The sequence below is a fragment of the Paenibacillus sp. Y930 genome (genome assembly GCF_056786375.1).
Window position 1 is genome coordinate 425,971 of the sequence record NZ_JBXCIX010000001.1, and the last position, 18,133, is coordinate 444,103.

The 18,133-nt window shown below is 40.3% G+C and carries 20 protein-coding genes; 4 read left to right on the forward strand and 16 right to left on the reverse strand.

Features of this window, described 5'->3' with window-relative positions; genetic code table 11:
* Nucleotides 1–20 precede the first annotated feature (20 nt).
* Entirely contained in the window at nucleotides 21–4,193 is a 4,173-nt protein-coding gene (locus AC1TO5_RS02095) for a carbohydrate-binding protein (RefSeq protein ID WP_482061130.1), read from the reverse strand.
* A gap of 222 nt (nucleotides 4,194–4,415) precedes the next feature.
* On the opposite strand from AC1TO5_RS02095, the gene AC1TO5_RS02100 reads away from it, so the two are divergent.
* Complete coding sequence (locus AC1TO5_RS02100; protein WP_482061131.1) at nucleotides 4,416–5,204, forward strand: AraC family transcriptional regulator; 789 nt, start codon at nucleotides 4,416–4,418, stop codon at nucleotides 5,202–5,204.
* A gap of 131 nt (nucleotides 5,205–5,335) precedes the next feature.
* Here the strand turns inward: AC1TO5_RS02100 and AC1TO5_RS02105 are convergent, their stop codons facing one another.
* From AC1TO5_RS02105 to AC1TO5_RS02145, 9 genes are all read right to left on the reverse strand, one after another.
* Nucleotides 5,336–5,518, reverse strand: coding sequence for a transposase (locus AC1TO5_RS02105; protein ID WP_482061132.1), 183 nt, complete (start codon nucleotides 5,516–5,518; stop codon nucleotides 5,336–5,338).
* Between the two features lie 60 nt (nucleotides 5,519–5,578).
* Complete coding sequence (locus AC1TO5_RS02110; RefSeq protein ID WP_482061133.1) at nucleotides 5,579–5,767, reverse strand: hypothetical protein; 189 nt, start codon at nucleotides 5,765–5,767, stop codon at nucleotides 5,579–5,581.
* A 412-nt stretch (nucleotides 5,768–6,179) separates the two neighbouring features.
* Nucleotides 6,180–6,701: an LptM family lipoprotein gene (locus AC1TO5_RS02115; RefSeq protein ID WP_482061134.1), complete on the reverse strand. Its 522-nt coding sequence runs from the start codon at nucleotides 6,699–6,701 to the stop codon at nucleotides 6,180–6,182.
* 345 nt (nucleotides 6,702–7,046) lie between these two features.
* Nucleotides 7,047–8,060 carry an SPFH domain-containing protein gene (locus AC1TO5_RS02120; RefSeq protein WP_482061135.1) on the reverse strand — a complete coding sequence of 338 codons (1,014 nt, stop codon included), beginning with the start codon at nucleotides 8,058–8,060 and terminating at the stop codon, nucleotides 7,047–7,049.
* A 149-nt stretch (nucleotides 8,061–8,209) separates the two neighbouring features.
* On the reverse strand, nucleotides 8,210–8,998 hold the full coding sequence (locus tag AC1TO5_RS02125) for a TPM domain-containing protein (RefSeq protein ID WP_482061136.1): 789 nt from the start codon (nucleotides 8,996–8,998) through the stop codon (nucleotides 8,210–8,212).
* The gene (locus tag AC1TO5_RS02130; protein ID WP_482061137.1) at nucleotides 8,995–10,026 is read right to left on the reverse strand and encodes a TFIIB-type zinc ribbon-containing protein; all 1,032 of its coding nucleotides are present in this window, start codon (nucleotides 10,024–10,026) and stop codon (nucleotides 8,995–8,997) included. The genes AC1TO5_RS02125 and AC1TO5_RS02130 overlap by 4 nt, the downstream gene beginning before the upstream one ends.
* 28 nt (nucleotides 10,027–10,054) lie before the next feature.
* Nucleotides 10,055–10,717, reverse strand: a complete 663-nt coding sequence (locus AC1TO5_RS02135; protein WP_482061138.1) for a PspA/IM30 family protein — start codon at nucleotides 10,715–10,717, stop codon at nucleotides 10,055–10,057.
* 149 nt (nucleotides 10,718–10,866) lie between these two features.
* On the reverse strand, nucleotides 10,867–11,652 hold the full coding sequence (locus tag AC1TO5_RS02140) for a sensor domain-containing protein (RefSeq protein WP_482061139.1): 786 nt from the start codon (nucleotides 11,650–11,652) through the stop codon (nucleotides 10,867–10,869).
* Between the two features lie 179 nt (nucleotides 11,653–11,831).
* Complete coding sequence (locus AC1TO5_RS02145) at nucleotides 11,832–12,392, reverse strand: TetR/AcrR family transcriptional regulator (RefSeq protein ID WP_482061140.1); 561 nt, start codon at nucleotides 12,390–12,392, stop codon at nucleotides 11,832–11,834.
* 141 nt (nucleotides 12,393–12,533) lie between these two features.
* Here AC1TO5_RS02145 and AC1TO5_RS02150 point away from each other — a divergent pair, with 141 nt between their 5' ends.
* The 3 genes from AC1TO5_RS02150 (at nucleotide 12,534) to AC1TO5_RS02160 (ending at nucleotide 14,069) form a co-directional block, all read left to right on the forward strand.
* On the forward strand, nucleotides 12,534–13,463 hold the full coding sequence (locus AC1TO5_RS02150) for a DsbA family protein (RefSeq protein ID WP_482061141.1): 930 nt from the start codon (nucleotides 12,534–12,536) through the stop codon (nucleotides 13,461–13,463).
* A 19-nt stretch (nucleotides 13,464–13,482) separates the two neighbouring features.
* Nucleotides 13,483–13,665 (forward strand): YdhR family protein, encoded by a 183-nt coding sequence (locus AC1TO5_RS02155; protein WP_482061142.1) that lies wholly within the window; start codon nucleotides 13,483–13,485, stop codon nucleotides 13,663–13,665.
* 134 nt (nucleotides 13,666–13,799) lie between these two features.
* Entirely contained in the window at nucleotides 13,800–14,069 is a 270-nt protein-coding gene (locus AC1TO5_RS02160; RefSeq protein ID WP_482061143.1) for a hypothetical protein, read from the forward strand.
* On the opposite strand, the gene AC1TO5_RS02165 is transcribed toward AC1TO5_RS02160, so the two are convergent.
* The 6 genes from AC1TO5_RS02165 to AC1TO5_RS02190 are packed head-to-tail and all read right to left on the reverse strand — an operon-like array spanning nucleotide 14,030 to nucleotide 18,085.
* On the reverse strand, nucleotides 14,030–14,194 hold the full coding sequence (locus AC1TO5_RS02165) for an MgtC/SapB family protein (protein ID WP_482061144.1): 165 nt from the start codon (nucleotides 14,192–14,194) through the stop codon (nucleotides 14,030–14,032). The two genes, AC1TO5_RS02160 and AC1TO5_RS02165, sit on opposite strands and share 40 nt — an antisense overlap.
* A gap of 35 nt (nucleotides 14,195–14,229) precedes the next feature.
* Nucleotides 14,230–14,847: a glycerol-3-phosphate responsive antiterminator gene (locus AC1TO5_RS02170; protein ID WP_482061145.1), complete on the reverse strand. Its 618-nt coding sequence runs from the start codon at nucleotides 14,845–14,847 to the stop codon at nucleotides 14,230–14,232.
* A 33-nt stretch (nucleotides 14,848–14,880) separates the two neighbouring features.
* Nucleotides 14,881–15,552 (reverse strand): HAD-IIA family hydrolase, encoded by a 672-nt coding sequence (locus AC1TO5_RS02175; protein WP_482061146.1) that lies wholly within the window; start codon nucleotides 15,550–15,552, stop codon nucleotides 14,881–14,883.
* 36 nt (nucleotides 15,553–15,588) lie between these two features.
* A complete protein-coding gene (locus AC1TO5_RS02180) occupies nucleotides 15,589–16,347 on the reverse strand; it encodes an MBL fold metallo-hydrolase (protein ID WP_482061147.1) in 759 nt (252 codons plus the stop codon).
* Nucleotides 16,348–16,356: 9 nt separating this feature from the next.
* Complete coding sequence (locus tag AC1TO5_RS02185; protein WP_482061148.1) at nucleotides 16,357–17,169, reverse strand: carbohydrate ABC transporter permease; 813 nt, start codon at nucleotides 17,167–17,169, stop codon at nucleotides 16,357–16,359.
* A gap of 19 nt (nucleotides 17,170–17,188) precedes the next feature.
* Complete coding sequence (locus AC1TO5_RS02190) at nucleotides 17,189–18,085, reverse strand: carbohydrate ABC transporter permease (RefSeq protein ID WP_482061149.1); 897 nt, start codon at nucleotides 18,083–18,085, stop codon at nucleotides 17,189–17,191.
* Nucleotides 18,086–18,133: the final 48 nt, after the last annotated feature.

The following is an 18,133-nucleotide window of genomic DNA, read 5'->3' on the forward strand; positions in this document are numbered from 1 at the left end:
GAGCGGTGTTGCATCTTCTTTTATTGATCAAACCAGTTGCTAATAATCATCCTAGCCACTGCAGCAAGTTCCCGAATCGAAATTTCCCCGCTACCAAATATGTCAGCGATTTCGATCTCACTCCAGTTCGAATCCGAGTTGCTTGTTCCGAAATATTTAACCAAGAACGACAAATCTTTAATTGACACAGCTGTTTGACCAGGTATTAGTGTAATAACTTTCGCAAGGAATGAAGAAACTGCTGCATTCAAATTGTTTACCTCCGCATAGATACTGCTCTGTGTTGCCGATGGATCACTCATTGCAACATCTGCTGCTGCAATCGCTGCACCCAGATCCGCCAGGGCCGATGTAGAATATTGCCCAATCTTCGTCCCTTCTTTCGCTTGACTTAGTCTCGTTTGCGCAGCTGTAACTGCTGCATCTAAAGCAGTTTTATCAACAACCGGATCTGGCCGAATGATCACTTGACCAAGGAATACCTCTAGCTTAGCATTAAGAACGATAACAATCGCATCAATCTCTTCTTGCGTGCTTGCAGAGTTATCTCTTACCGAAACAGCCTGCTCTATCGCTAATTGAAGCAGCAGCTTGGAACCGACTGGATATTGGCCAGATGATGTACCCTCAACCGAGGTGTTCAGTACATTTTGCGCCGTAGTAATGCTCGCATTCAGCGCTGACAAATCAGGAACGATAACCGTGTCTTTAAAGGCATGAACAGATGCGTCCAGCGCCGCGACAGCTTGAGCGATTTCCTCTTCGGAAGCTGTAGCATCATTTACAATTGTTTTCGCGTTCTCAACCGCGGATTGAAGGATCGTCTTCGTGCCAATCGGGTATTGGCCGATCTCGCTACCTTCTTCAGACATCAAAAGTAATGATTCCGCTTGCATTATCAATGTACTTAAGGCCGTCTTGTCTGCAGCTGTAACTTGGATGAATACAGGAGCAGCAGTACTTGTATCCACAAGTTGCGATGTGCCATCAAGCAGCACTTCTAGCTTACCGATTGATACTTCCGCGATCCCCACTGCAGCATCCGCCCTCACCTTACCGCGCAAGGTAAAAGCTTCTCCATCGAATGTAATTTGCTTCCCAGTGGCGGACAGAAGGAGGAAAATCTCACCTTCATCTTCCTTCACCGCGCCACCGAGTACCTTAATGCTGGAGTTTACTTCCAAAACGGCTTTATCATCCAGTAGAACTATATTGTCTTCATCAAGGATCGTTGTAAATTCCAGTTTTGAAGAATCATAGTTTACGGTCATGCTAATAGTGTCGAAGCTTTGCTTTCCGCTATTGATGTCAAACGTAAAATCTATGATTTGGTTGGCCGCCGCAGTTACGGGCCCAGTAATGCTGGCACTTGCAGGGCTAGACGGTGACGGTAATTCATTGTTATATAAGCCGGTTAATTCCGTAACCATGGCATCCACTTCAGTCTGGATTGCCGCTATGTCTGTCACAGTCACCCATCCTTCTTCACGTAAGACGATAATGGATAGCCATTTTTCTTCCGAATATTCACCTTGATCGAGTACAACGGAAAGTACATCGATTAATTCGTTTTTATCCACGTAAGGAACGAGACCAACTTCTTCTACATATAGGGTGTCTGTTGTAGAATCGGTAAATACGATCTTCATCGTTGCGAAATCGGCAGTAGGTGCTTCATACGTATATATGGCATCCACTTGTGACCAAACCATTGCTTCTAAGTTACTTCGTTCTGCTATTGTCGTCGAATAAACAACTTCTCCAGCTGCATTCAAAGCAATTATGTTAATTCGACCCGTTGCACCTTGCACCGAAGGCATAAAGAATCCATTCACTTTATATGTTGCGCCTTCGACAAGCTTATCCGTAATGTCTTGGGACAAGCCATTTTCTGCTTCATCGCGATTCGTAACCACCGCTGAATATGCGACCGTGGAATTAGACGCAGTTGGTGGCGCGGAATAGTTTTGGTTCGTCGTGCGATCGATAGTCGCACCCGAGGCCCCATACGCTCTTCCCCAAGCGCCCATCGCCGATTCAAAGCTGCCATTCGTTAGAATCAATCCAGAAGGGAGTACTTGTTCACCGAACTCAAACCGATCAATGTTAAATAATTCGTTGCCATTACCGCGGAATACCATGTATACGTCATGGTAACCGTTGGCCGCATTATCACCTGTATCAACTTGAATTGTGTAGGATTTATATGTATCTCCATCGTTATTCCTAGGAATCATATATGTGCCCACTACTCTGCCCGTTTCGTGATCGTCGATACGCATTTCGATCATTCCGCCGTTAATAGAAGCTAAAATCGTATTCATGCTTAATATGTGGCGTCGAACGATACCTCCATTCGCGGAACCGTCTGCGAAGTTAACGTTAGCAAACTTCACATAATCACCGTTGCCCATGCCGGACAAAGCGCCGCCCGTACCCACAGGGATGACTGCAAAATCTCCTGATGCTCCGTCATTATTCTCCGCTTCAAACGTCGAGAAGATATCGCGTTTAGACGTCAATCCTGGCAGATTATGATCGGTTGTGGGAACAAATGTAATGACACTGTTCGCGGGAACTGTCGCCGTGAACAATCCATTCGAAACTGCAATCGGTTCCATCAGCTTCTGATTCTCGCTGGCGGTTGTTCGATAACCGACCACGGCAGTTGTGCCTGCTGGGAAGTTGTTTAATTCAAATGTCAATATCTGATCTTCCTTGCCGCTGTTGACAGCTACGATCGAAAATTCGTTGTTATCTGGCTTTTTGTATGCAGAAATATTCATTCCTGCAACAGGAACGCGTGTTGCTTCGATTCGGATATCGCCCGTTTTAATAAAACGAGAGAAATTCCCAAAGGTGTACAGCCGTTTAAACACTCTGTACTTGCCAGTAACGGTGGAGCCGTTGCCTTGCGGCGAACCCGTCGTCATTAGGCGGATCAGGTCGGAACCGTCAGCGCCGTTATTGCCCACAGGCCACCACCATAAGTAAGCATTGAAACCTGGATCGCTGGTGAACATATTCGTAAGCAAGTTCGCCCAATATACTCCGTCAGTTATGGTTTGATTTGCGTAAACTTGCGTATTGGCGCTAGCAGCCGAACTACCGTTATTCTGTGTCATGTATTCCGTTTGCCACAGTTTATAGTTGCGTAAGAAATCAGGGTATACACCAGTTGCGCCAGTAGAACTTAGAGGTCCGTTATTAAAGCTTGAAGTACCATATAAGTGTGTAGAAAATACATCCACATATTTACTGGATTCTGGATCTTCGAGCATGGAACGTCCCATGTTAATTGAAGCATTCAGGTTCGTTCCTTCTGGCGCGACAATTTTCGGCGGGTCCACGCTTAAGGCAGCAAACTTGCCTTTATCAATCGCATCTTGCAATGTAGGGCCCAAATAATTTTGTATAAAATCTTTATATTCCGCAGCAGTAATTACAAACCCTGAGTACGAAGCGTGCGCTGCTTCGGATTCGTTAGCTGGGCCGATATGAGTAATAGGGATGTCGAATTCCCGCTTATATCCAAGCGCATATTGAACGAGATAATCCGCATAATCTTGGTAACTTTCTGGCTTCAACTTTGCCCCGTTTTGTCCTAGAACACTGTTGTTTGTTTTCATCCAATATGGCGGGGACCAAGCGTTGGCATAGAATGTATTGACGCCGTACGACATCGCTTCCTTCATAATCCATATTTGTGCCTCGTCGAACGAAGCTTTCTTGGAATCCCAGTCAGGTTGATCCCAAACAAATCCGTCTGCCTTGTTTGGCCATACTGTATCGCTTGGGCCATCGTAAAATCGATTGCCCCACTCAGCCCCAGTACTGGGATTCGTAATTCCCCCGTCGCCGATAATAACACGAACAATGTCAAGACCAATCCCTTTGTCATGGCTGAACATTAAATCCAGTAGCTCGCGTCCACTGATCGGATCCGCATCATAAATTTGTTTAATGCCATCCGCTTTATTAAATGCGAACGCACCGCCAAGTCCATCGATTACTTGCTTGGTTTCATTCCAATCAACCTCGACAATTGGAGCGTTATCTGTGTTCAACATTTCGCCCCCGTTCATCGATTCGGTCCCCGATTCGCCGTATACTGTCTGTGAAGACAATACCAACATGAATACTATCAAGCCTAAAGTTAATTGCCTAAATACTTTTGTCCGTCTTTTCCACATTTACACAAACCACCTCTCAAAAGTCTTGTCGGTTATCATTAGAAACCCTCGAAAACATAAAAATAAAAAAAGTGAAATTCTAGAATGTAACCGCATACATATATCTTGACTTTATTCCTAAAAGTTGTTTTGATTGTATCATGGTAGCTACGTTATACTCCATGTAAAAAGAAACTACTATTTGTACTTATTAAAGTTCATTTGGAGGGGAAGTATATACAAATGATAGACTATAACGAAATCTTTCCGAATATGGGATACTTTATTTGCCGTCGCTGCACCCCTAGCTGGTTTATTGGAGAATCCGAGATCCATTTCATTGATCTAACCTATGTATTCGAAGGATCATCCTCTTATACGATTGATGGCCATACTTACAATGTTGAAAAAGGCGACCTTCTGTGCATTCCAAAAAAAAGCCGCCGTTACGCCACAAGCGACTCCGAACATCTCATGAAGAACTATGCCGCTAATTTTCAACTTTTTAACTTGAACGGCGGGGAAGCAGTGCTTCCATTTCCGATCGTCTCGAAAATCGGAATTCGACCAGATTTACTAGATTTATACGAAAAATTAACTTTAGAATGGCTGCAAAAAAAACCAGGCTACAAATTAAAAGTCCATGCCATTTTTCTAACCATACTTCATTACTATTTCAGCCTTCTGCATTACCAAGGATCTCTTCAACTCCTTGATCCCCGTATTCAAAAAGCGACTAAGTTTATTATAAAAAATTTCACTGAACAAATAGATGTCAGTGACCTTGCGAAGCTGACGAAACTAAATCCAGTATACTTTGGCACCTTGTTCAAAAAAAACACTGGTGTGTCTGTAAAAGAATATATCAATCGAACACGAATTAATTATGCGGAAAATATGCTGTCCAGCGGCGAGTTTACCGTTTATGAGGCGTCTATGAAGTGTGGATTTAAAGATGTTTTCTATTTCAGCAAAGTATTTAAAAACATCAAAGGATACTCTCCATCCAAGACAATCTTACCCAGGCATTGACTGCGCTTTATTTCATCACTAATCGAAAAGGGACTGTCCAATAAGCTCTTAAAATGAAAGCAGATCGGAAAATAAGACGTATTTTCCGATCTGCTTTTGTAGGAATGTAGCGAGGCGGAAGCCTGCTACTTTCAGGAGACTGTGGCTAAGGTCACGATCCAAAACTCCACATGAACCTTGTCCAAGCCCCGCAAAGAAAACTTACGGAACGATCGATTGCCCTTGATGTGACCAAATCCGCCCTCTACCTCGATTTTTCGTCGAGCATAGGTTGCGGATTTTTCTTCACATTCAAGGGCTGTCCAGCATATCATGTTACAATGATATGCTGGACAGCCCCACAACTGCTTACTTATTTAGAAGTGAATTTGTGTCTATTTGCGGCGCTGTCTGGAAAACCGGGAATACATGACAAATGCGGCGATTATCATCGCAAAGAAACCTAAATTGCTTGCAGGCTCTTGCTCCATACCTAGTATAATGCAAATGTTGGTGACAATGCTTTTCGTCAGTAGCGCAACCGCAATGAGTAATATCGGGCGCATCATATTGTATTTTTTCATGAATTACAGCACTCCTGCCTTCAAATGAAATCAGCCTGCCCGTTATCTTCTATCACCTGCCGCGCTACGCGCATAGTCCATGGGAGCAGCCTCAGCATGCCTTAAGGGAAACGGATTCCGCTAGTCTTCCATTCAGTATAACAGAAACTATGAGAAAAACGGTTTTCATATAAAACAATTAATTCTACTCTACCTGGGAACAAACCGTAGGATATTGAAGAAGTTTGGTATTAGATATGGATCCTCTATCGAACCGTTCGCTTTAAGATAGCAAAAAGCAAATGGAGATAAACGTTTATCTCCATTTGCTTTTACTTTTTAGTGACGTATTAGACAGCCACTAAATAGAGGCTATTATTTAATTTATGTATCATACTAATGGGGTATCTCAAACAGGTCAATAAGTCAGCGATTAATTTACTTCTTTAAAACTGTTGGTCAAATTCGTATATTCATCTTTATTTTCATCCCAGTTGCTCTTAAGCGTCCAAGCCATCATTTGACCATAATGTGTAGGCGTTTCGATAATAGTAACTAAATAAACAATATTTAAATTGTCTACAGCACCTTCAAGCGTATATTGCAGCGCCTTATTACCATTAATCGTAACTTCTTTTACATCTCCTTGGTTAGGATTGTCTAAAGAAGAAAGGAATGGTTCAGTAACTATATCATAATATTCTTGTAGTGAAAAATCAGTGAAATCCTCTTTGGATTCAAGTAGTGTCATGAAATATTTTTCTTTTGAAGGAACATAGATTTGAATGTCACCATCTGGATGTAGCGAGCCTTTTGCATCTTTCCAACTATTAGAGGCACTTACTTGATACTTATCATCCTCACTCTTAAAATCTATTACCTTGTCTTCCCCACCACATGCTGCAAGGATAGTAACCATAGAAATAGCTAATACAAATAATAATATCTTTTTCATTGTTAGATGTTTCTCTCCCTTTGATTCATTATGAAGCTTCAGTCGCTGCTATTATTCGAATATTTCCGAATTGAATAACCTTATGAATGAAAATTCCCCCCTAAATAATAGCCACCTACTATATTAAGCTATTCACCACTTAATTTCCACATTTTTGGAAAAACATTTATAACAGTCGCCAAAAATCGGCTGATCTGGATTGATCGAATCTACAATGAACCTTTTTCATCAATATCACACCTATGAATGTATTAAATTACCAGTTTTGTTCCATAGAAAAAGAACAGCCTAGTTTGCTCGGCTGCTCTTACAAATGTATTAATCTCATTCCACTCTAATCGTCAGCTAATTCAGCTTATGACCACAATTAGGGCAGAAGTTAGCACCTTCGTTCTTTGTACCGCAGTTCGGACAGAAGTTATGTTTCATGCTGCCTTGAGAAGCATCTGGTTGCACTTGTGCTGATTCTGAAGCTTTCGGAGCTGAAGTCTGCTGATTGGGACTTTGGCTCTGATTCGAGTTCATATTTTTCATCATTTCATTAGCCATGTTCATTCCCATCATCATACCTGCCATATCCGATGCCGCACCGCCGCCTTGAACATTGCCCGATGCGATCCCGTCCGTCATACTAACCTGCTGATACTTCTGCAAATTGCCGATCATTTCATGAGAAGCTGTCTTCGTAATCATATCTTGGATTTCTTTCGGATAATTGAAGCTCATCACTTGAAATCCTGTAATCGTCATCCCGTTATCCATCACTTCCATGTCCAGGTCCTCGCGAATACCTCTTGCGATATCAGAAGCATTTGCCTGCAGATTGAACATATCCTTCCCTTCTCTGCTGATCCATTTCATAAGCAGTTGATCCAGCACCGAAGTAATTCGAAGTTTAACATCCTCTACAAGATAACTGTTCTTAATGCCTGCAATTTTATCAATAAGTGTCACATAGTCATTGACCTTAAAGTTAAACGTACCATTGGCACGAATCGGCATACCTCCTGGAAGCTGCGCTGTTGGGATAAGAACGGGATTTTGAGTTCCCCATTTGACGGTAAATTCCTTTGTGTTAACGAACAACACTTCCACACGCATTCCGCTATTAAAACCAAACTTGAAGCCTTTTAGAGTAGATAAGAAAGGAATAATATCGGAATCAATATTATAATCCCCCTCATCCTCAAACAATCCCTCTATCTTGCCGTTATTAATAAATATCGCATCCTGACCAGAGCGAATAATGAGCTTACTCCCCTTCTTAATCTCACGATTGCTCCACTTCCAAAAAATCATATCATCTCTAAACTCTTCCCATTCCACCACATTAGAAAATTGATTTTTGAAAAATACCATACCTATAGTCCTCCTCAAACTTTTCATATACTTTCAATTTAACTTTCGGATTTGAAAAGTTACTTCTATAGCATTAACTAAAACTTTTTATAAGTCTCCAGAATTACTTCTTTGTAAAAAAAGTAGCATCGAAAGCATAAACTTATTAATTAAAATTTCCCTCTGCTTCCACTATGTGAATGGCCGCCGCCCGTAATGCCACCTCCGCCGCCTCCACCACCACTACTTTTGTTCTTCTCGATTTTAGTTTTAATTACAGTTGTTCGAATGTAATGATCCTTGCGATCGATCATTCCTGAGGTGCTTGCATCCTCATAAGTGTTCCGATTTACCGTTACTCGACCGCCAGAGTTGTAAGCCATCATAATAACGACAATCGCTCCAATTACTGCAGCTGCCCCTAACTGGAACCAACTATTAAATAAAATATTATCTGGGTTCACACCAGGCTTGAAACTCATATATCGATGTACTGTCGCTATATACTTTTCAAATCCGTCCGCATAAGCTCCATCCGATAAATAAGGCGTAATCTTATTGCGTATTTTATCCAATCTTTCATCATCCAAATATTGCTTTGCTTTATAGAAGCCAGCCAAGTATACATCCCGATTCCTCATATCCATCGTCAAAATCACGGCGTTGCCATGAGGTTTATCGTACCCTGGTCCATAATCATCATAGAAATTATCGGTCAATTTTACGACATCTATGTTGTTGGAATTGGTAGACGTTAAAATAATGATATCAGTTTCTCGCTCAGCTCCCAATTCATTCGCAAGCTTATTCAGCGTATCATATTCTTCTTGACTGAGCAGCTCGGCTTCATCATAGATTAAGATTTTACCTTCCGCTGATTCCGCCATTACCGTAATGACAGGTCCCACAAGCAGCATAACTATGAAGGACAGAAGAATAAGAACTATATGCTTCTTCATAGAAATCCTCCCCCCATCATCCATGAAATGCATTTTAATGACAATAAAGAGATGCCGAAAATTCCCGCGAACCATGCCAAAACCTTTGCCTTGCTGATCGGAGGCTTACCTACTACTTTGCCCGTCTGACCATTCATAGCAAATGTATACTCTAATTTATTGAAGTCGTAGTGAACGACCCACACAGGAAGCAAACAGTAGTCTGCATTTGTAAATGTATTTTTAATATTTTTATTACTGAAATTAACTGTAGCATATCCTGACACGGATGATGAAATGGAAGCTTCGATATATTGCTTAATTTTATCGTTTGCCCGAGGAAGTAGCTGACCGTTATCATAGCTGTACTTCTCTGCAATATAACCAGCGAGATATGGCGTTTTGAAATCCTTCAGCTGCTGGTAAGGAAATGGCTCCAGCCTATCCATCAACTGATCATTCATTTTCTCCGATGCATCTACGGGCACCATCTTATAATTCAAACGAAGCTTACGGTAAATATCAAAGTGCTGTGTTTCCGTATAGCGATAATTACCGCTTACATAGGTTCTTACTTTGGTTGCACGGCCTTGTGCCTCGACTAGATTATGTAGCTCATAGAGCCAGAAAGGCACATACAATCCGGTAATTCCTTTAATACGATCCGCTGTAACAAATCCTTTAGGCGTGAGCAAACCCCTTTTGCACCACTTCTGAAAAGCCTTCATTGCTTCCTCTTTGCTAATTGCGAACGGAATGACCATTGCAGGCGCCAGCTTCCCTGTCAGCCTATCACCCAAAACAACAGCGGAGCCGCAAAAGCTGCATACGGTAGCAGCCGTTTCTGATTCAGTCATAATAACTGCGCCACAGCTATTACAATGATACTCGTTAGCTTCATTCTCAGAAAATGCTTGCTTTTTAAGGGGATCAGGAATTTGCTCAATATCTTCTTTTCTTCCGCAGCTGCTACAAGACAACGATCCAGTTGCGCTATCAAAGGTCATCCCACTGCCACAGCTTGGGCATTTATAATCAACTACTTGCATCTGCTCACCTCAATAGCTAAAGAAATTATTATTGCTTATTCTCATGTTTTTCTTTCATTGCACCTAACTCATCTTTGGCACTTGTAGATCTATCTGCTTGTGAGTCCAAATTCTTCTCTAATTGTGCGAATCGTCGGTCTAGATCATCGTTCTCATCATCTGCTTGCAGTTCAGCAAGGGCCGCCGCTTTATCCAAAGCAAAATTCACCTTTTCCTCCATTGCTTCGAATGAGGAATCGAATTTGGATTGAGCAGCAACGGCCAGCTTTCCTTTCAACTCATAATAGCTTGCTTCCAGCTGACCTATATCAGATACAAGCTTATCCTGCATTTGCTTCATGCATTCTGCGTTTTTCGCAGCATGCTCGTATGCCGATTGTAGCTCATTTAACCGCTCAGCCTGATTTGCTTTTTTCTCCAAAAATTTTAGTGCATCAATCTCGTTACCCGCTTCTACGGATTTCTCTGTATATCGTTGTAGCTTCCTAATATCTGCATTACACTCATCGAGCTGAGCCTTAGACCTCCGCTCATTCAAAGCTACCGCTGCGGTTTCTGCCTTCACTGCCCCTAGATCTTGATTAGCCTTTCGCATATAATCCTCAATGACCTTCATTGGATCTTCTGCTCGATCCATTAATGAATGGATATTAGCCTTCATAATATCATTAAATCTTGATAAAATCCCCATATTGACTGCCCTCCTTATACTTTTAACCTAGTCTATTCCTATATTACTTTATTTTTGTGGAAAAGGATTCAACTTCTTGAAACGAAAAGAACACTCATCACTTTTGCTGAGTGTTCTTTTCGAATTTACATTTCAAAAACAGAGAAATTTTAAAGCTCTCTATAGGCTGGCTGCATCATCCCTTGAGGGGCTTGATCCTCGGGAAAATCATAATATGGCGTCTGAACCGCTACTTCAGATTGCACTGGCGTCTGTGTTTCCTGATATGGCTCATCTACATACATAATTCTGCGTTGAATTTGCATAAGCCCATTCACGATACGTAGCGCGATCCAGAAGAGCACTAGACCAAAGCCTACATACAGCATATATTGCTGATTTAACGTCCAATCGATATGGAAATAACTGAACAAACTATGCTCCAAAATATCAACCTGGATTTCATTCATCAAAATGATATGCACGGCTGGCAAAGTAATAAATCCAAGTGCTAGTGAAATCGCCGTTACCATAATAACAAAAAATACGATGCTTGTTACAAATCTTAGTAACACTAGCAGCAGATTGCGAATGAATAACTTACCATCAAAACTTCTCACCATTTGCATAAACCAATTCTGCCCCGTCTCAGACTGCTGATTATTAGTATACGGTACATTAGGAGTCGGTAAACCCAAAATTTGTCGTATCATATTTTGTTCAAAATTCACTATCCCATTCAACAGCTTTGCTACCCCAAAAAACAGCGGTATTCCGATAAATATTGGAGCAAGCCCGATTGATATAACAATTCCAGTTATCGCTATTGTAAAGTAGATAATCCCTAAGGGGAGAGACAGCAAAAAATAGAGAATCGTTGCATAGGTTTTTGGATTAAACAGTACCCAGTTCACTTTACCTGTAGGCGTTTTGTCAGTCGCTTCAATTGCCTTCATATCCGTACACTTCCTTCGGTTTCATAAGCTCACGCTCTAAGTTATAAATCCATTATAGCTTCATAATTTGCATGATATAACCGACTTAGGAAGTGTTTGAGCCTAGTCTTTAGACTAGGGTTTGTCTAGTTCAGTTTTCCATCTGTCCTTTTCCTTACTACTACGAATAGATATCCCACTTAGGTTCTATCAATCCCAGTCCGTATGTAAGGGATTGCTAATTGGATAAATTGTTCCGGCAGCATCTTCTGACTGTCTCTTCTCCATTCTACAGAAGCCCCATAGATTCCCCAGCTTAGTAGGACAGCTGTAATTTTCAGAGCTTCATCCTCTTCAGTTTTATTTTGTTTTAACAACATTTTATGAAAAATAACTTCGAGCTGTTCCCTGATAATGCGGGCAATAGTATCTTCGTAACCTCTATGGCAACGATTGGATAGTGACTTTTGAAAATCTGTTATAGCTTTGAAAATACTAACGAAGACTTCTTCATTTAGCTCATTATTTTGGTAGAAATCATAATTCAAATTAACTAACAATACTTCTGATAACACCTTTTCCAATAAGTCGTATATATCCTCAAAATGATAATAAAAAGTTGCACGATTAATCATCGCTTCTGTAGTTATATCCTTTATAGTAATATCCTTAAATTCCTTTTTTCCTGAAAGTTCAATGAAAGAATCCATAATTAGTTTGCGGGTACGTAGAACTCGGGGGTCCGTCTTTGATTCGGTCATTTTGTTAACCTCCTACTTTTCAAACAAATTCTTAAATGTGTTGTATAAACGACAAATCCACAGATTTATTGGTGTTAATGATTTTTATTATGATCTAAAATTCAATTACAGGCAAATTAAATTAGAAATGAGGAAAATATAATGACCAACAATAATAATATGGTTTGTGATCTAAAAACAGGTGTATGCGGAGTAGCTGGAGAGGAGGATATGGAGGTTATTGATTTTAATCAACCCCCAAAAATGGTTAATCTTTATTATGTGACCGACCCTATTTGTTCACATTGCTGGGCACTTGAACCTGTTCTTCGACGTTTTGTAGAGCAGTATGGAGGTTATTTTAACTTTCATACGGTTATGGGTGGTTTGCTGGAAAAATGGCATGACGGACCAATTGATCCTGCTAATGGAATTAATAAACCAGCCGATGTTGCTGTTCACTGGAGAGAAGTTGGACAATATTCGAGAATGCCAATTGACGGGACTTTAATGATTGATAATCCAGTTCGATCATCCTACCCGCCCTCTCGTGTATTTAAGGTGATTCAAAAAAATCATACTGAAGTAGCAGCATCCGAATATTTACGCCGTTCAAGAGAAGCACTTTTCGCATTTAATCAAAATATTTCAGATAAATCCGTTATGATTGAAATCGTAAATAAACTCGGCCTTGATGGAGAAGCTATTGTTAATGAAGCTGAACAACCCGTCGGTCTACAATTGCTACATGAAGATTTTGATCTAGTTAGAAGCTTGGGTGTTAGTGGTTTTCCGACTATTATTATGACCAATGAAGAAAACAAAGGCGTAAAAATTGTTGGCGCCCGTTCGTTGGAATACTATGTAGACGGATTGAAAAAAGTTCTAAATCTCGATGAATTACAACCCAAACCAATCCCTTCCCTTTCTAGCTTGCTTGAAAAAGAACAACTTCTTTTCTCCAAAGAAATTGAAGTAATGTATGATGTTGAACAAGCAAATGTTAAATCTTTTATTGAACAAGAGCTTTCAACAGATCGTTATCAAGTGAACGAAATTTTAGGGGAATTGTATTTTTCTACTACTAAATAAACAAAGGTGAGTGACCTTCATGGCGTACGTATTACAAGTGGATTTTAAAATGAATGGACCGTTCGAAACAAAAGAAACGGCTGAAAAATATATCGTTATGCACACTAGCAGATTAGCTAGTTTTGGTATAACAGATATCAATGCAAAAATCTTTTCCGTCAATTCCAAGCTTACTGAAATCAATAAAGGACCTGTAATGTAAATAAAAACCTACAGAATGCGTAGATCCAGTTTTAACACCCTTATTTGGGGTATCCGCGCGCACCGATCAAATATCGATGTGCGCTAGAAGCTTTGTTTCTTTTAGCTGTCTTCTTGATAGGGATATGACCAAATTTGAATTCTAATGAATTGGAATCAAAGTCGTTATGTTATTATCAGACTCGATCCAGTTATAAAATAACTTCAGGCTGGAATCATATTATTACAGACTCGGTTATTTTACCAGCAGGCGAGACTTTAGTGTTCTGGACAAGAAGAGCAGAGATTGCTGAACTGACACGCGAAGGTTTTAATAGCTATTATTATTCCTCCTACACAAGTAAGTATCTTTCTGAGGAGCAAATTTACATTATTGATGCCGATCCTACAGAGACAAGCAGATGAATTTTCAAGCCGGTTTGTTTATTTTTCTGCTCTCGTTCCCAACCAATAACTCCTCCCAAAAGCGCAGCTAATAATAATCGGAATATGACAACTTCTATGCCTATTTCAATATTGACATGATTCATTGTCCTCCATTGGACCTGCTCAAATACTTCGGCTACTAGTTGTTAACCTTTTGCACATTGGCATCCTGCCAATCCCAAAGCTCCTTACTCGATGTTGAAATACCAATTACACCATTGCTTAGAGCTGTCTCAAGATCGTTAAGATCAACCATTAAGCCGCCAGCTATGACAGGTACGTTTACTTCACTACGTATTCGCTTCATAATTTTCGAACAAACCATACCAGGTAAAACTTCAATTGCATCAGGCCCAGATACTTTCGTCATTTTCATCCCATTATCAAGCGAAACAGAATCGAAAACGAACAACCGCTGTACAGTCATCAAACCGTATTTCTTCGCTTCTGTAATAATGGTGCTTTTCGTTGTAACGATCCCATCTACCCCAATTTTCTCCGCCGCATAGGCAACGCCCATCTTATCCTTACCAAGCCCATCAATTAAATCAAAATGAATAAAAGAAAGTTTACCTGCATCTCGAATTTTCTCTACAATTGCTTCTATCGCAATAATATCGGATTTCAAAATAAACACAATATTGGATGTCGATTTTAAAATATTCGGTAATTCATCCTTATTCACTAACGATGTAATAACAGGCTTACGCTTCAAACAATAGTCAAGTCGATCAAAGCTTTCAGTTGTTTTCTTCATTAATATCACCTCTAAATTGGTATCAATAGCAAATTAATCTGTATTGCTAGCCTTTAGAATATCATAGATGGATTGCATAATATAGGAGGGTTTATAGACTGTTGCATCTACATCATCTTGCCCAGTAATTCCTGTTAGAACTAAGCCGGTGCTCATCCCCGCATCACGCCCCATTCTAATATCTGTTTCAAGTCGATCTCCCACCATTAAGCATTGGTCCGCATTTAGCTGCAAAATGTTTAACGCCGTAGTGGCACTCAGTATCGATGGCTTCCCCATAATGATCGATATTTTTTCACCAGTAATCCCTTCGATAGCACCTATCATACCAGCGACATCCGGAATATCGCCACCTGGCATTGGACATGTACGATCTGGATGAGTCGCAATGACAGCTGCTCCTCGTTTAATAGATTGATAGGTAAAATCAAGATGATCATAGTGGAAATCCCGATCCCAAGAGACAACGACGGCATCTGTTTCTTCTGGTGAGTTCGCTAATTGAATACCATTGCTAATGAGCTCTTGTTTTAATATTTCTTCACCGATAATATAAACCTTCGCCCCTGGATGATTCTCCTGGAGATAGTGGATCGTAACGAGTGCTGGATTCAATAAATTTTCAAGACCTACATGAATACCTAGCTTAGCCAGTTTATCAACATAGTTTTCCCGAGATTCAATCGTCTTGTTCGTTAGAAACACTGCACCATATCATTCCCCTTCCCGATCCCTGCTCATTTACTCTAAGCTAATCGATAACAAATCCTGACCCATCGTAATTTTTGACAATGTGCCCTCAGGCAACTGATCCAATACTTCATCATATGGCTCATCATCCATTAGATGTACGAGTACTAGCTTCTCTATCGCATCCATATTGTAAAATTCCACAATATCCTCTAAGCTGCTATGAGTAGGCATTGCGTTACGTGCCGTTGTTGCTTCATGTATAAGCAGATCAATCTTCTCATATCGAGTGATCGCGGGATTCAAAATAGTATCTGCGGAATAAATAACGACTTTATTATGATATATAGCCTCCACACCTACAGTAGGAACATTACCATGGCTGGCAGGAAATATTGAAAGTGAGCAATCATTGTTGCTCCAAATTAGTGATGGCTCCTTCCAGTTAAACGAATGGATGCGAATTTCGAATAAACATGGCCACTCATTCAGCTCCATTAAGTTTAGCCAATTTTCTAGCCATTCTCGTCTTTCCTCGACACAATAAATATCGAATGGCTCTGTTCGCCCATCAATCCACATTCCCCACAATAAGGAAGGTAGTCCGTAAATATGATCATTATGAAAATGAGTAAATAATAAGCGCTTAATATGATTCGTCGGAATTGCTAAGTTTTTAAGCTTGCCTAATGGATTTCCACCAACATCAATTAATGTACATGACTCAAATTCTCGAAGTAGGAGATACGTATTGTCTCGATCGATTCCAGATGCTGCACATGCTGTTCCCATTAAAATAATTTCCATCATAAGCACCTCCTACTTTATGCCTGAATGCATGAAGCTTTCTACGAACTGTCTTTGGAAAAGGAAAAACGCTGCCAGTAGCGGTGTAATAACAAGCACGGTCGCTGCCGTTACAGTTCCCCACTGTGCACCTGTTTCGAAGGATTGGGCAAATATCGCGATCCCTACCGTTAACGGACGAGATTCGACCGAGTTGGTAACAACGAGCGGCCACATGAAGTTACTCCAGTGGGCACTGACGGAAATCAAGCCAAAAGCAACAAAGGTCGGTCTAGCTGAAGGTAAATAAACATACCATAGCGTTTGATACCATCTACATCCGTCCACTTTAGTTGCATCATCAAGCTCCACCGGTATTTGCTTGAACGTTTGTCGCAGTAAAAACACCCCGAATGCAGAAGCCCAATAAGGCAGCATAATCGCTAGCTTTGAATCTACTAATCCTAATTCCTTCATAATGGCGTAGTTCGGGAAAATAAGAATATCTGGTGGAATCATAATTTGTACTAAGAACAAGATGAAGATGAAACCTTGCCCAATAAAATTCAATCTAGCGAAAGCGTAAGCCGCTAACGTAACTGTAAATAATTGTACAGCTAAAATCCCAACGACAATAATAATCGTATTAAAGTAATATCTCATAAAGGGAATCGTATCCCACGCGGATATATAGTTGAAAAAAGTTGGATTTTTAATTGAAAATGGATTTGCTCTCGTTATGACCTCAACCGAAGGTGTGAATGATGTAACGACTGTCCATACGAGTGGGACGAGAAAGATAAGCCCGATAATCCAAATAATGACTCTGTTTATAATATTATTCATAACGTGAAGACTCCCCCTCCTAGTAATGGATCCGCTTATCTAAATATGCGTAATTAAAGATCGATATTGAAAGTAAAATGACGAGTAGAATAACGGTTAGCACTGAGGCTCTCCCCATATCCCAGAAGCTAAATGCCGTTTCATAAATATGGAATAATAGCAGATTACTCGCATTATTTGGACCGCCCTTCGTCATAATATAGAGATGATCTACCATCTTAAATGCATTCGTAGTTGCAATAACCATGACGAACAACGTTGTAGGCATTAGTAATGGGAATGTAATCGTACGGAATATGCGGAAAGGACGCGCGCCCTCCATTTTGGCTGCTTCATAAACTTCCCCTGGCAGGTTCTGTAATCCCGCTAAGTAGAAGAGCATAAAGAAACCAGCTTCCTTCCAGATCAACATAACGATCATGGAGAACATAACCCATGTTGAGCTACCTAACCAATTGGCACCATTGATTCCGAAAACGCTTAGAAACTTATCAAGTAATCCAAAATCAGGTGTGTAAATGAACAACCAAATATTAGCAATCGCAATCATTGGGATTAATGTAGGGTAGAAAAATGCCGCTCTCAGCAATCCTATACCTTTTGTCTTGTTATTCACCCATATTGCAAAATAAATAGCAAAGAAAATACTTACGGGAACTGTACCAATCGCGAGTAACATATTGTTAGTAAGTACTTTGTAAAATACTTCATCCTGAAACACATGCTTATATTGATCGAATCCTACAAAGGTTGCATTCTTGAATGAAGAGCTTAGAAAGCTTGAATAAATAGATTTAATAATCGGATAAAATGTAAACATAACAAGAAATATAAGTGAAGGAAAAAGTAGCGCATACGCAAAAATATTTTCTTTCCAGTTGATTTTCCTTCTTAAACTTAAGCTGCGGTTTGTCAATGCAATACCCCATTTCTACAATTCTCACACGAAAAAACCACGTTGCAT